12 protein-coding genes and 1 riboswitch are annotated in these 14,640 nt (G+C 37.7%); of the genes, 8 read left to right on the top strand and 4 right to left on the bottom strand.

Annotation, left to right across the window (positions count from 1 at the left end):
• Positions 1-13: 13 nt before the first annotated feature.
• The gene (locus ACZLXV_RS06650; RefSeq protein WP_482382880.1) at positions 14-1,804 is read left to right on the top strand and encodes a B12-binding domain-containing radical SAM protein; all 1,791 of its coding nucleotides are present in this window, start codon (positions 14-16) and stop codon (positions 1,802-1,804) included.
• On the opposite strand, the gene ACZLXV_RS06645 is transcribed toward ACZLXV_RS06650, so the two are convergent.
• Positions 1,801-2,412, bottom strand: a complete 612-nt coding sequence (locus ACZLXV_RS06645) for a hypothetical protein (RefSeq protein WP_482382879.1) — start codon at positions 2,410-2,412, stop codon at positions 1,801-1,803. The genes ACZLXV_RS06650 and ACZLXV_RS06645 overlap by 4 nt on opposite strands.
• A 374-nt stretch (positions 2,413-2,786) precedes the next feature.
• On the opposite strand from ACZLXV_RS06645, the gene ACZLXV_RS06640 reads away from it, so the two are divergent.
• The 7 genes from ACZLXV_RS06640 (at position 2,787) to ACZLXV_RS06610 (ending at position 9,812) form a co-directional block, all read left to right on the top strand.
• Positions 2,787-4,247, top strand: coding sequence for a VanW family protein (locus ACZLXV_RS06640; RefSeq protein ID WP_482382878.1), 1,461 nt, complete (start codon positions 2,787-2,789; stop codon positions 4,245-4,247).
• 24 nt (positions 4,248-4,271) lie between these two features.
• On the top strand, positions 4,272-5,252 hold the full coding sequence (locus tag ACZLXV_RS06635; protein ID WP_482382877.1) for an AIR synthase family protein: 981 nt from the start codon (positions 4,272-4,274) through the stop codon (positions 5,250-5,252).
• Positions 5,253-5,519: 267 nt separating this feature from the next.
• Entirely contained in the window at positions 5,520-6,005 is a 486-nt protein-coding gene (locus ACZLXV_RS06630) for an Lrp/AsnC family transcriptional regulator (protein ID WP_367335262.1), read from the top strand.
• Complete coding sequence (locus tag ACZLXV_RS06625) at positions 6,002-7,159, top strand: aminotransferase class I/II-fold pyridoxal phosphate-dependent enzyme (protein WP_022225019.1); 1,158 nt, start codon at positions 6,002-6,004, stop codon at positions 7,157-7,159. The genes ACZLXV_RS06630 and ACZLXV_RS06625 overlap by 4 nt, the downstream gene beginning before the upstream one ends.
• 25 nt (positions 7,160-7,184) lie before the next feature.
• Positions 7,185-7,688, top strand: coding sequence for a tRNA (uridine(34)/cytosine(34)/5-carboxymethylaminomethyluridine(34)-2'-O)-methyltransferase TrmL (trmL, locus tag ACZLXV_RS06620; protein ID WP_367335225.1), 504 nt, complete (start codon positions 7,185-7,187; stop codon positions 7,686-7,688).
• A 340-nt stretch (positions 7,689-8,028) separates the two neighbouring features.
• Complete coding sequence (pfkA, locus tag ACZLXV_RS06615) at positions 8,029-9,018, top strand: 6-phosphofructokinase (protein ID WP_022225017.1); 990 nt, start codon at positions 8,029-8,031, stop codon at positions 9,016-9,018.
• A 64-nt stretch (positions 9,019-9,082) separates the two neighbouring features.
• Positions 9,083-9,181: riboswitch (THF riboswitch) on the top strand.
• Between the two features lie 91 nt (positions 9,182-9,272).
• Entirely contained in the window at positions 9,273-9,812 is a 540-nt protein-coding gene (locus ACZLXV_RS06610) for a folate family ECF transporter S component (protein ID WP_022225016.1), read from the top strand.
• Positions 9,813-9,893: 81 nt separating this feature from the next.
• On the opposite strand, the gene ACZLXV_RS06605 is transcribed toward ACZLXV_RS06610, so the two are convergent.
• The 3 genes from ACZLXV_RS06605 to ACZLXV_RS06595 all read right to left on the bottom strand — a co-directional run bounded on the left by ACZLXV_RS06605 (position 9,894) and on the right by ACZLXV_RS06595 (position 14,511).
• Positions 9,894-11,312, bottom strand: a complete 1,419-nt coding sequence (locus ACZLXV_RS06605; RefSeq protein WP_482382876.1) for a sensor histidine kinase — start codon at positions 11,310-11,312, stop codon at positions 9,894-9,896.
• Between the two features lie 87 nt (positions 11,313-11,399).
• Positions 11,400-12,110 (bottom strand): response regulator, encoded by a 711-nt coding sequence (locus tag ACZLXV_RS06600; protein ID WP_367335223.1) that lies wholly within the window; start codon positions 12,108-12,110, stop codon positions 11,400-11,402.
• A 19-nt stretch (positions 12,111-12,129) separates the two neighbouring features.
• Positions 12,130-14,511: an endonuclease MutS2 gene (locus ACZLXV_RS06595; protein WP_022225013.1), complete on the bottom strand. Its 2,382-nt coding sequence runs from the start codon at positions 14,509-14,511 to the stop codon at positions 12,130-12,132.
• Positions 14,512-14,640: the final 129 nt, after the last annotated feature.

The following is a 14,640-nucleotide window of genomic DNA, read 5'->3' as shown; positions in this document are numbered from 1 at the left end:
AGAGGTTGTTAACATGATTTTACTTGTTGGAATAAATGCGAAATATATACATTCAAATCTCGGCGTGTATTGTATTCAGGCGTATGCAAGGAAACGAGGCATAACGGATAAGGATTTACAGATAAAAGAATACACAATAAATCAGGAGGTTGATTTTATTCTTGGGGATATATATCTTCAGAATCCTGAGATGATTGGTTTTTCGTGCTATATATGGAATATTGATTTTGTGACTGAGATAACAAAAGAGCTTAAAAAAATCATGCCTGATGTGCCGATATGGCTTGGCGGGCCTGAGGTTTCTTATGACAGTGACAGACAGCTTGAAAAGTATCCTTGGATTGACGGTATTATGTCCGGTGAAGGTGAGGTTACATTTTATGAGATGTTACAATATTATCTTTCAGATGGCGGCAGAAAAAAATTTGGTGATAATATAATGTCGTTGTCGGATATAAAAGGAATTGTCTATAGAGACGGTGATAAGACAGTCATAAACGAGACAAGACCGAGAATGTGTATGGATGAGATTCCGTTTCCTTATACTGAGGATGTCGGATTTGATATAGAGTCGCTTAAGAACAGAATAATATACTATGAGACAAGCAGGGGTTGTCCTTATGGCTGCAGTTATTGTCTGTCATCGGTTGACAAAAAGGTGAGATTTAGGAAATGGGAACTCGTTGAAAAGGAACTTAAATTTTTTATTGATATGAAAGTACCGCAGGTCAAGTTTGTTGACAGGACATTCAATTGTGACCATGAACATACAATGAAAATATGGAAATATATAAATGAGCATGATAATGGCATAACAAATTTTCATTTTGAGCTTTCTGCCGAACTTTTGACAGACGAAGAAATAGATTATGTAAGCGGGTTAAGACCGGGACTTGTGCAGTTTGAAATCGGAGTTCAGACAGCAAATAAGGAGACTTTAAAGGCAATTCACAGAAATCCTGACCTCACAGTACTAAAACAGAAAGTTGCCAAGATAAGGGAAAAGAGAAATATTCACCAGCATCTTGACCTTATAGTGGGGCTGCCATATGAAGATTATGCGTCTTTTAGAGAGTCATATAATACTGTTTATTCAATGAAACCGGATCAGCTTCAGCTTGGATTTTTGAAAGTGCTGAAAGGTTCACCTATATATTATGACAGGGAAGAATTTGGCATAGTATATCAGGACAGAGCACCTTACGAAGTATTGTTTACAAAATGGATTTCTTATGATGATGTTCTTAGATTAAAGCGTGTTGAAGATATGACGGAGCGTTATTATAACAGCCTGCAATTTGAAGCGTCACTTCCGTTTATGGTTTCACTTTTTGAAACACCGTTTGACTTTTTTATGAACCTCGGCAATTATTATCATGAGATGGGATACGAGGGAATACACCAGTCAAGGCTTCAGAATTATGAGATACTTTTGGAGTTTGCCGTTAAGGGATATGGCATTGGCGGAGAGGACAGGAATATTCTTGAACAGCTTATCATTTATGATATTTATGCAAGGGAAAATCTTAAAAACAGACCAAAGTTCATAAACTGGCAGTGTGAGATACCAAAGGACGAGATAAGAGAGTTTTATCAAAATGAGGAAAAGTGTCATAAATATCTTTCGGGATATGAAGGAAATGACTGGAAACAGCTTCACAGGATGACGCATCTGCAGCAGTTTGATATAGATGTATTAAAATATATTGAAGAGGGAATTATTGAAAATAAAGAGAGCAGACTTCTGTTTGATTACAAAAACAGAAATCCGCTTGACTATCAGGCAGGAATATATGTTGTTTAGTAGTTTTGAAGCATGACTGTAAGCTTTTGTGCTATGGAGTCTTTTAAATATGCATCGGATGACTGGATTTTGTCGATTAGCTGCTGTACTTTGTCAATATCATTATTTTTTAGATAAATTTTGGCAAGTCCCGTATAGCAGCCTGATATGTCGCAGTTAAGTGTGTTTACGGCATATTCAAATATCTGCTTTGCTTCATTTATAAAACCTCGTTCAAGAAGATACGTACCCCATTTGTTTAAAAGACTTAAAAATTTGAGATAATTTTGGTCATAAACAGCGAGAACTTCAAAATTACCGCGACCATATGTCTCTTTGATGTCAGTATTTGTCATTCCGGAAAGATTTATCATTTTTTTGGAAAGAGTTTTATTTACATCCTGTTGTATCTGTAACAGTTCAGCATCGTTTGTGTGTTCGCTAAAAGGCAGTAATTCTCGGTCTATGCTGATATAGTCAAGTTCAGAAATATCCTTGTTTCTGGAAAAGTCGGCTTCATGTTCACGCCGCCAGAAATCCTTGTTTTGTGTTTTTAAACTATCCTGTTGTTTTAACTTGACGCGAAGCCACAATAAGAATACAATAAAGCATATAAAAAATACAGGCATTGTTTTTTCCTTTCGTTTTAAGTAAGTATAGCAATAGTGCAGTATGCAATGTCTGGTCAGGATTGGAGGTTGTCATAAAGTGAACTTTTTTAACAGAAAAAATCAACAGAAGATTGCGGCAGTTATTTGTATTATTTTAGTTGTAGCAATGGTTCTGCCAATTGTACTCCAATATTTACAGTAATTGCAAAATACGATATTTTATAGGTATGCAAAAGAGCCAAAGAGTCAAAAATGCTAAAGAGGATATATGTATTTCTTTAAGCTGATACTTTGACTCTTTAATCTTATATAAATATGTATTTAGAATACTCAATAAGGAAATAAATGTCAAATAAATAGTATAAGCAAAAATTAAAGGTAAGTGGGAATTTATGAAGAAGAATAAAAAAACAGGAATTATTATTTTGAGTGCGTGTCTTTTAGTGTTGATTGCGGGTATTGCTGCTGTGGCAATTGCAAAAGCCAGACTGATTGATGACAAACATATAGTGAGTGGAGCAAGTATAAACGGTGTGGACATAGGTGGTCTTACGAAAGAACAGGCATCAAAAAAGGTTGAAGAATACAAGTCGTATTTGAAAAACAGAAAAGTTACCATAAAGTATGGCGATGATAAAAAAGAAACTGATACAACTTTTGAAAGACTTGGGTTTTATATAGAAGATGATGATTATGTTGAAGATGCCTATAATATAGGAAAGAAAGGGAACATATTTAAAAGATTTAAGGAAATTATTTCTGTCAATAAAAAGGATGTAACATACAATTTAAAAACGGGAGTTGACAGGGATTCTCTTGAAAAATATGTAATATTAAAGAGCAGGCTTCACAATAAAAAAGTTATAAATTCAAAGTTCAAGATGACGTCTAAGGGATTGAAAGCGACTAAGTCACAATCTGGTCTTAAAGTAAAAATAGACGATACGGTAGCTCTTTTTGAAGAAAAAATTTCAAACAATCTAAAAGATAAGAGCATGACTTTGAACGCTGTTGTTCAGACGAAAAAACCAAAGTATACAAAGAAAATGAATGAAAAGTGTACAGACCTGCTTGGCGAGTATTCCACTGACTACAGTTCTTCTACAACAGACAGATGTAACAATGTCCAGACCGCAGCAGGGCGCATAAACGGAACTATTCTAAATCCGGGGCAGACATTTTCGACAGTTAAAGTCATAAAAGACAGAACTGAGGAAAACGGATATAAGGCGGCACCCGAGTATTCGGGAGGAAAGGTTGTCTCAGGTGTCGGAGGCGGAGTATGTCAGGTGTCAACGACTTTATACAATGCTGTTATAAATGCTGAGTTACAGGTTGTTGAGCGTTCACCTCATTCAATGGTGGTTCATTATGTAAGTGTTTCAAGAGATGCCGCAATATCAGGCAATTACAAAGACTTGAAATTTAAAAACAATACAAAATCCCCAATATATATATACGCATCGGCGAGCGGAGGAATTCTTTCGTTTAAAATTTATGGAGAAGATACCAGAAGCAAAAACAGAAGGATAGAATTTGAATCTGAGATAGTTGAAGAAAAACAGCCGGAGGGAGAAGTTGTCACAGTTGATGCGACGAAGCCGTCAGGTTATAGGGAGATAACGCAGTCTGCACATACAGGTTATAATGCAAGACTTTGGAAAGTTATTTATATAAATGATGTCAAGAAGAAGAGAGTTCTTGTAAATACAAGTTCATACAATGCTGAGCCACAGCATGTTACTGTTGGAAAACAGGAAGTTGAGAAACAGGATAACAAAGATGTGGATAAAAACCAAAAAGAAGAAAAAGAACAAAAGCAGAATGACAAAAAGTCAAAGGATAATCAATGAGAATAGAAAGGAATAGACAGACAGATGGAAATAGGAAAAGTACCTGAAAATGTTTTAAAGAGAGCAGTTTTTAAGCAGATAAAACATAGAAGAGAAGAAGTGATTTTGCATCCGGGAGTCGGAGAAGATTGTTCAGCGGTTGTTGTGAATGAGGATGAGGCACTTGTGTTTTCGACAGATCCGATAACAGGTACCGACAAGGGAATAGGCAATCTGGCGGTTCATATTACTGCAAATGACCTGGCATCAAGCGGAGCAGAGCCTATAGGCATTATGACTACAATAATTCTTCCTGATGGTACGAGAGAGATAAAATTGAGAAGAATAATGGAAGAAATAGAGAATGCCTGTCTGTCATTGGGAATAGAGATTATGGGAGGTCATACGGAAATTTCCGATGCGGTCAACAGACCTATAATAAATGTAACAGGCGTGGGCAAAGTAAAAAAAGGCGAGATAGTTTCTACAGGAGGACTAAAACCCGGTGATGAGATTGTCATGACAAAATGGGCAGGTCTTGAGGGAACTTCAATAATTGCCGCCGAAAAAGAGGAAAAGCTTCGTGAGACATTGCCACAGGAACTAATTGACGTGGCAAAAGGATTTAAAGAGTATCTTTCTGTTATTCCTGAATCAAAAATAGCAATGGAAGTTGGCGTAAGTGCCATGCATGATGTTACAGAGGGCGGAGTTTTTGGTGCACTTTGGGAACTTGGTGAAGCATCAGGTGTCGGAATTACCGCACATCTTGATAAAATTCCGATAAAACAGGAAACTATAGAGGTTTGCGAAGTATTTCACCTTAATCCGTATATGCTCATATCGAGCGGAAGTATGATGATAGGCTGTGAGAAAGGAAATCTTTTAGTTGAAAAATTAAATGAAGCCGGAATAAATGCAGCAGTTATAGGAAGAGCTACCGAGGGAAATGACAGAATTATTGTCAGCAAAGATGAGACAAGATATATAGGACCAGCGGGAAGTGACGAACTTTATAAGATATAAAGGGACAAATAATGCCACGGATTGCTTCATTGCTACGCAATTTTCGCAATCCTGCAAACACCTCCAATCCCGCATATTTGCAAGCAAATCTGCTACTTGTCGGTGTTTGGCGGGTCAAGCCCACCAGATAGCAATTTGTATGTAAACATACATTGCTATCTGCTTTTGACCCTTGCATCAGATAATAAAATTTTATGTCTGTAAATCAAAACCTGTGGGTGAACAGAAATATATATGAAAGGTATGGTGATTTTTATGAACAGTGAATTGCGAAATAAAATTCTTAATGCAATCAGCCAGAACAGCCGTTATTCAACTAAAGAGCTGGCGGCGATGCTTGGCAGTGATGAGAAGGCAGTTGAAGAAGAAATCAGCCGTATGGAGGAGGAAAACGTGATATGCGGATATCCTACTCTTATAAACTGGGACAGGACTGATTGTGAAAAGGTAACGGCACTTATAGAGGTGAAAGTTACACCTCAGCGTGACATGGGATTTAATAAGGTTGCAGAAAGAATATATAAATTTGATGAAGTTGAGAGTGTATATCTTATGTCAGGAGGATTTGACCTGACAGTTACAATATCGGGAAAGAGTATGAAAGAAGTTGCGAGATTTGTTTCGGAGAAACTTTCAACATTAGAATACGTAAACAGTACAGCGACATATTTTGTACTGAAAAAATATAAAGAACATGGTCTTGAAATGACAGGTGAGCACCATGAACCGGAAAGGATGTTAATTACACCATGAGAGATGCATTATCAGGTAAAGTTAAGCAGATAAAGCCATCGGGCATAAGGAAATTTTTTGATATAGTGAGCGAGATGGACGATGCCATTTCATTAGGAGTAGGTGAACCGGATTTTGATACTCCGTGGCATATAAGAGAGGAAGGAATATATTCTCTTGAAAAGGGAAGAACATTTTATACATCAAATTCCGGTCTCAAAGAGTTGAAAGAGGAAGTTTCAAAATATCTTGACAGACGTTTTGGTTTAAAATACGAGCCTTCAGGTGAGATTATGATAACAGTTGGCGGAAGTGAAGCCATTGACGGGGCACTTAGGGCAATGCTTGACGAGGGGGATGAGGTTATCCTGCCGCAGCCAAGCTATGTTTCGTATGAGCCTTGTATAGTGCTTGCAGACGGTGTTCCTGTTATTGTTGAATTAAAGGAAGAAAATGGTTTTAAGCTGACAAGACAGCAGCTTGAGGAAGTGGTTACTGAGAAAACAAAAATACTTATTATGCCGTTTCCAAATAATCCTACCGGGGCAATAATGACGGAGGAAGAGCTTAAACCTATAGTTGATTTTGTTATCGAACATGATTTGTTTGTTATATCTGACGAGATATATTCAGAACTTACATATAGCGGAACGCATGCTTCGATAGGGGCATTTCCGGGAATGAAAGAGAGAACGATTGTTATAAACGGTTTCTCAAAATCTTATGCGATGACAGGGTGGAGACTCGGATACGCCTGTGGGCCTAAAGTCATACTTGACCAGATACTTAAAATTCACCAGTTTGCAATTATGTGTGCGCCGACTACAAGCCAGTATGCGGCTATAGAAGCGCTGCGGCACGGTGACGCAGATGTAGAGAAAATGAGAAATGAGTACGACAGACGGCGTAGATTTTTGCTGAATGCGTTTCAGGAGATGGGAATAGAATGTTTCGAGCCGTTCGGTGCTTTCTATATGTTCCCGAGTATAAAAAAATTCGGAATGAGTTCAGACGAATTTGCGACAAGACTTCTTAAAGAAGAAAAGATAGCAGTTGTTCCGGGAACGGCGTTCGGAGACTGCGGTGAGGGATTTTTGAGAATATCATATGCGTATTCGATAGAGGATTTAAAAGCCGCTCTTGAGAGAATAGAAAGTTTCATAAAGAAACTTTAGATTTGAATTTGGGGGATTAATACAAATGTTAAATATAGTTTTATTGGAGCCGGAAATGCCGGCAAATACAGGAAATATAGGAAGAACCTGCTGTGCAACAGGGACAAGGCTTCATCTTATTGAGCCGATGGGATTTAAGATAAACGATAAAATGCTTAAAAGAGCAGGGCTTGATTACTGGGACAAGCTTGATGTAACGGTATATGACTGTTATGAGGATTTTCTTGAACAAAATCCGGATGCCGCTAAAAAAATGTATATGGCAACGACAAAATCCAAGCAGGATTATACGGACGTACATTACGAGCCGGATGCGTACATAATGTTTGGAAAAGAAAGTGCCGGTATTCCGGAAGAAATTCTTGTAGACTCACAGGAGACAGCTATAAGAATACCAATGAATAAAAATATCAGGTCATTAAATTTGTCAAATTCTGTTGCAATAGTATTATATGAAGCATTGAGACAGAATAATTTTTTTGATATGCAGCTTGAGGGCAATCTTCACAGGCTTCATTGGAAAGAATAACATCAGAAATAGTATTAATTTTTTGTCATAAAATGAAGAATTGTGGTCAAAATAGTAAAATAATGTCAAAAATTATGGTTATTTTTGACAGAACTTTTCTTGAAAATTTGTGAATAACGGAGAAAAACATAAAAACACAAAAAAGCTATTGAAAAATATGTCAAATCATACTAGAATGGTTAACGATATTGATTAAAAGAGAGTTATGAGAAAAAAGTGCGTATTTCCTTAGTCTGTGAGGACTTTATCTGCGAAATATATTATTTATTCAGATTATGTGAGGGGTTGCGCATAATAAGCGTTCCGAATTAATGATTCGAATGGAATGGAGGATAATAAAATGAGTGAAACAAAGGGAAAGATTGCAGTATTAACAAGCGGAGGAGATGCACCTGGAATGAACGCCGCTATTCGTGCAGTAGTGCGTACAGGTATTTCTAAAGGATATGAGGTATATGGAGTAAGAAGAGGATACAACGGTATTCTTAACAGAGAGATGGATTTGCTTACATTCCATGATGTGTCAGAGAAACTTCAGCATGGTGGTACATTCCTTTTTACAGCAAGAAGTGCTGAATTCAGAGAGGAAGAGGGAAAGAAGAAAGCAGCAGCAATCTGTAAGGAACTTGGCATAGAGACACTTATAGTAATCGGTGGTGACGGTTCATTTACAGGAGCTAAGAACCTTTCAAAATATGGTGTAAATGTTATTGGTCTTCCAGGAACTATTGACCTTGACATAGCATATACAGAGTACACTATCGGATTTGATACAGCAGTAAATACTGCTATGGAGGCTATTGACCGTCTCCGTGAGACATCAAATTCACATGAGCGTTGCAGCGTAGTAGAGGTTATGGGACGTTCGGCAGGATATATCGCATTGTGGTGTGGTATTGCAAACGGTGCCGAGGAAATTCTTTTACCTGAGAAATTCGATAACAACTACGACAAACTTATCGAAGAGATAAAGAACAACAGAGCAAGCGGTATGACACATCAGATTATTGTTAATGCTGAGGGAATCGGTCATTCTTATGGTCTTGCAAAGAAGATTGAAGAAGCTACAGGAATTGAGACAAGAGCAACTATTCTTGGTCATTTACAGCGTGGTGGAAGTCCTACAGCAAGAGACAGAGTTTATGCTTCAGTTATGGGAGCATATGCAGTTGACTGTATTGAAAAAGGCAAGAAAAACAGACTTATCGGTTACAAGAACGGTCATGTTTATGATGTTGATATTGATGAAGCATTCCAGATGGAGAAGAGTATCGACGATTATGAGTATGAAGTAGCAGGCGTTCTTGGAACAAGATGTGAATACAAATAGTGAATCGCAAATCTGATATTATATAAAATTATCAGTAAAAATAAAAACTAAATATTTAAATATGAACAGAGTAGGAAGTCATGCGTTAAGTACCAAAGGATGGGAAGTTGTCTTTGGGCGAAAAGAATATAGTTCTTGCGGTATGGCTTTCGCATCCACTGTCAGAGATGAATGAAAAACACTCATTACCTGAATAATGGTTTACTTTGAGTGTTTTTCTTTTTTTCGGCTCCGTTCATTAGAAAGGGTACAAAATGAAGGAAAAGAAAACTAAGATTTCAGTAAGAAACATTACACTTATGGCGATGCTTATAGCTATCGAAATTGTATTATCAAGATTTTGTTCAATACAGGCATGGAATGTAAAAATTGGATTTGCATTTATTGCTCCGGTAACGGCAGCGATACTCATGGGACCTGCACAGGCAGCAGTTGTTGCGGGAGTTGCAGATGTACTTGGAACACTTATGTTCCCGATAGGACCATATTTTCCGGGCTTTACACTTAACTCATGTTTAAACGGTCTTGTGTGGGGATTATTTTTGCATAAGAAACCGTCTATACCAAAAGCAGCGATGGCAGCAGGTATAAATCAGTTTGTAATAGGCTTATTTATAACAACATTCTGGATTTCAATGCTGTATGGTTCGCCGTATGTTTCATTGTTACCTGTAAGACTTACACAGGCTTGCATTCTCTTTATTGCGCAGTTTATAACAATATCTGTATTGCAGGAAGTATTATTTAAGAGATTGAAGGGTGTATTTCAGACAAGCGCAGTAAATACTCAGTAACATTGACATACACAGATTTGCGATTAAAAAATAAAAGCAGGCATACTCAGATATGTCTGCTTTTGTCAGTATATTAGCATTTTATTCGTGTTTTGGAAGTGAGAATATGAATTCTGTTCCTACACCTTCAGTGCTTATTACATTTATGTTTTCACCGTGGTTTTCAATTATTTCTTTTGTGATTGAAAGTCCGAGTCCGGTTCCTTTTTTGTCTTTTCCGCGTGAGAGGTCGGTTTTATAAAAGCGTTTCCAAACTTTTCCGAGACTATCCTTTGGAATGCCGATACCGTGGTCTTTTATTGATATAAATACTTTCTGATTTTTTTCTCTTGTATGTATTTCTATAGTTGAATTATCATGGCTGAATTTAATTGCATTGTCTACAAGGTTTTGAATAACCTGTTCTATTTTGCTTTGGTCAGCGTCAACAAGCGAAACCTCAGCATCAAAAGTTATGTCAAGCGAGATATGTTTTTGAACACATCTCTGCTCAAAAGTTGCAAGACAGCGCTTTAATTCATTGTTTATATCAAATGTTGAAATTTCAAGGGGAATACCTTTATTTTCAAATTCACTAAGTGAGAGAAGATTATTAGTAAGTTTAGTAAGTCTCTCTACTTCAAAAAGAATAATATCAAGGTATTTTCCCTGCATTTCAGGTGGAATGGTACCGTCTGCCATTGCCTGAGTGTAACCTTTTATTGAGGTTAAAGGTGACCTGAAATCATGTGATACGTTGGCGATGAAATTCTTCTGGTAGTCGTTTGTATCTTTCATTTTATCGGCAAGATATTTTATTGCACCTGCAAGGTCAGCCTGATCATGCCCAGTATATGTCGGCATAGGATAATCATAATGCCCTGCTGCATACTCTTTGGCTGCATTCTGCATGCTTTTAAGCGGAATTATGGTCTGTAAATATAAATATAACAGCACTATAAAAAAAAGTATTGCAACTATAATATAGCATGTAAGAATTGCATCAACATATTGTACGGCTTTGTGATGAAGAGGAGCCGTTGGTGTGGATAAAATTATATAAAAACTTATATCAAGACCTGACGATACAGGGTATATAATGCAAAGTGATTTATCTGATAAGAGATTGCTTATATTTGTGTTTTCAACTGACTGTTTTGATAAAATCAGCGAGTCAAAATCATTTATAATGCAGTCCTCTTTGTTTTTTTCGACATCGGAGTCAACAATTATGCGGCTGTCGGCATTGCTTATCCATATGCGTACTTCCGTTATATTCTGAATGGAACTGAATTGCTTGCGCATTGAAGGGATAGAACTGTTTACGAGATAAGCATTGGTAAGATACTGCGTTTTTATATTATCCGCTTCTGCGTACATATTTGTTTCAATATCGGAAACCAGTTTATTATACATAAGTTTGTGACCGTATGTGTTTAAGAGTGCTATGGTAAGTATAACTAATATAAGATAGCTTATTATAAATTTAAAACGGAGTGAACGTTTGAGTTTAAAATGCATATAAACCTCCTTTCACAGGTGCTAAATAAATCATAAATGCATGAAACACACCCCCTGCTATAGCAGAGAGTGTGTAAATGTAAAAAATTATTCTCTGTATTCAAATTTGTAACCGATACCCCATACTGTTTTAAGTTCCCACTGAGGATGTTCCTCGAATTTTTCACGAAGACGTTTGATGTGAACATCGACAGTTCGTGTATCGCCAATATAGTCATAACTCCAGATGTGGTCGAGAAGCTGTTCTCTTGTGAAAACCTGATTTGGATGAGATGCAAGGAAATATAATAATTCAAGTTCTTTTGGAGGCATCTCAACACGTTTGTTTTTGTAAGTAACCGAGTAGTCGGTCTGGTTGATAATAAGGTCAGGATATGTTACACATTCCTTTGGAAGTGAATCGGCAGCAGGCTCAGCTGCGGCAGGAGCATTGGTGCGTCTTAAAACTGCCTTTACTCTTGCAACCATTTCTTTTGAATCGAAAGGTTTCATAATGTAGTCATCGGCTCCAAGTTCCAGACCGAGTACCTTGTCAAAGGTTTCTCCTTTTGCTGAGAGCATAATTACAGGAAGCTTGGAGTCTTTTCTTATCTCTCTTAAAACTTCATATCCGTCTATGCCAGGAAGCATTATATCGAGAAGTACAAGGTTTGGAGCGTACTCTGTAACAGCTTTTATCGCTGATTCACCGTCATTTACAATGTGCGTATCAAAACATTCTTTTGTGAGATAAAGTCCTATAAGTTCTGCGATGTTTTCATCATCATCGACAATAAGTATTTTCTGTTTTTGTGCCATTTTATTCATATACTCCTTTTTATTTGAAATTTACGATTGTAACACCCATGTCTCCCTCACCAAATTCACCGAGACGGAATGACTTGACATATTTGGTGCGTTTAAGGTGGTTGTGTGTTGCTGTCCTGAGTGCACCTGTGCCACGGCCGTGTATTACGGTTACCTGTGTCATATGCGCAAGATAGGCATCGTCAAGATATTTTTCAAGAACAGGCATAGCCTGGTCAACAGTCATGCCTATAAGGTTTATTTCTCCTTTTATTCCGGCTGCCTTATTCATTCGTATTTTTCCGCTTCCACTGTGATTGTTTGGTGTGGACAAAGTTTTTGGTTTTGGCAGAAGTTCGATATCTTTTATATTTACTTTTGTTCTTAAAAGCCCTGCCTGAACAAATAAGTCTCCCTTTTCGTTAGGAAGTGTGCTTACAGTGCCGGTTGCACCCAGGGAAAGCACTTTTATGTCAGCACCTATATAAAGGTCAGAAGCTTTGACCTGTTTTGATTTTGGCTTCTCTTTTTTGACTTTGATTTTAGACTGCTTTGAATCCATTTTTTCACGGAGAGCAGCACGCTCGGCTTCCATTTCTTTGATATGCTTGTCGCTTGAAGCCCATTTTGTATATTTGCGGATGGTTTCGTCGGCATAATCTTTTGCTTCGGAAAGTATGCGGCTGGCTTCTTCGTTGGCATGCTGCAATATCCTGTCTTTGGAATTGTCTATTTTTTCATTCTTTTCCCTGAGGGATTTCTTTAAGTCAGAAATTTCCTTGCGGCTCTTTGATACTGCCAGATGTTCTTTCTCAAGCTGGACTCTTGTCTTTTCGAGTTCTGCAAGAACATCTTCAAAATGTTTTGCATCAGAAGCAACATGTCCTTTGGCATCCTCGATAATTCTGTCAGGTAGACCGAGTTTGCTTGAAATAGCAAAGGCATTACTCTTTCCTGGAACGCCGATAAGAAGTTTGTAGGTCGGTCTGAGTGTCGTAACATCAAATTCACAGCAGGCATTTTCAACGTCGGGTGTCTGCAATGCATATAATTTAAGCTCACTGTAATGGGTCGTAGCCATAACTGTCGAGTGTCTCTGGTGTAAATCCGACAAGATGGCAGTGGCAAGTGCAGCACCTTCAACAGGGTCCGTACCGGCACCGAGTTCGTCGAAGAGAACAAGACTGTTTTCATCGGCTTTCTCAAGTATGGATACAGTATTTACCATGTGTGATGAGAATGTACTGAGACTTTGCTCGATACTTTGTTCATCGCCTATATCGGCGTACACTTCATGGAAGATGCGGAGTGAAGAACCCTCAAATGCAGGGATGTGAAGCCCGGCCTGTCCCATAAGTGTAAAAAGACCGATGGTTTTAAGTGATACGGTTTTACCACCTGTATTTGGTCCCGTTACGACAAGGAGTGAGAAATCACGTCCGAGATGCAGATTGATAGGAACTACCTTTTTTGCATCTATAAGAGGATGTCTGCCCTCTTTTATCTCTATATAGTTTTCCTTAGGAAAATTAGGGCGTGTGCCTTTCATTTTCTTTGAAAGCATAGCCTTTGCAAAAATAAAATCAAGTTCAGATAAAATTCTGAAATCCTGTTCAATAAAGAAACTCTGCTCGGCAGTCTGGTTGCTTAAATTTGCAAGAATTTTTTCGATTTCTTCCTGCTCGTCAAGTTCAAGCTGTCTTATCTCATTGTTTAATTTTACGACTGAAGCGGGCTCAATAAAAAGAGTGGAACCTGTAGCCGACTGGTCATGAAGCATACCGTTGAAAGATGAGCGGTACTCTGCTTTGACCGGGAGACAATATCTGCCGTTCCGCATTGTGATGATTGCATCCTGAAGCATGCTTCTGCTGCTGCCGTTCACAATGGAATTGAGCTGGTCATGTATCTTACCGCCGGCAATTTTCATGCTTCTGCGCACATGGCTGAGACCGACACTTGCATCATCGGCAATAGTGTTTTCATCGATAATACAACGACGTATCTCCTTCATAAGGGGTGAGAGAGGTTCAATAAGCTGATAACGCTCATTCAGGGAATCACCCGTCTCATCGTTTTCGTTTAAATTCTTTCTGAAAAAGTTTTTGACACTGCCGGCAGTCGAGAGAAGACTTGATATATTTAATAACTCTCCAATACCGAGAATTGAACCTATTTCAAGTCTTTTTAAACTTGCTCTGATGTCTTTGATACCGCCAAATGATATTTCACCCTGTGTAAGAATATGGGTGAGAGCATCGCTTGTCTCATGCTGAGCTTTGAAAATATATTCTTCATCATCTGATGGAAGGAGATTTTTACAATATTCCTTACCGAGAGGTGACGCTGCATAAGATTCAAGCATAGCAATTATTTTATCATACTCAAGAGTATGTAATGCTTTAACATTCATTGATTATTCTCCGTTCATTTAAATCTTATTACGGACAAAAATATCCAATATTATTTTACAACATTATATAGGAAGTAATCAAGTATACAGTATTTTTTTACGATTTGTTAATATTGTATTCATAAATGT

Source organism: Butyribacter sp., from assembly GCF_056818865.1.
The sequence above is the reverse complement of the archived record's forward strand: the minus strand, read 5'-3'. Positions and strand labels throughout refer to the sequence as shown.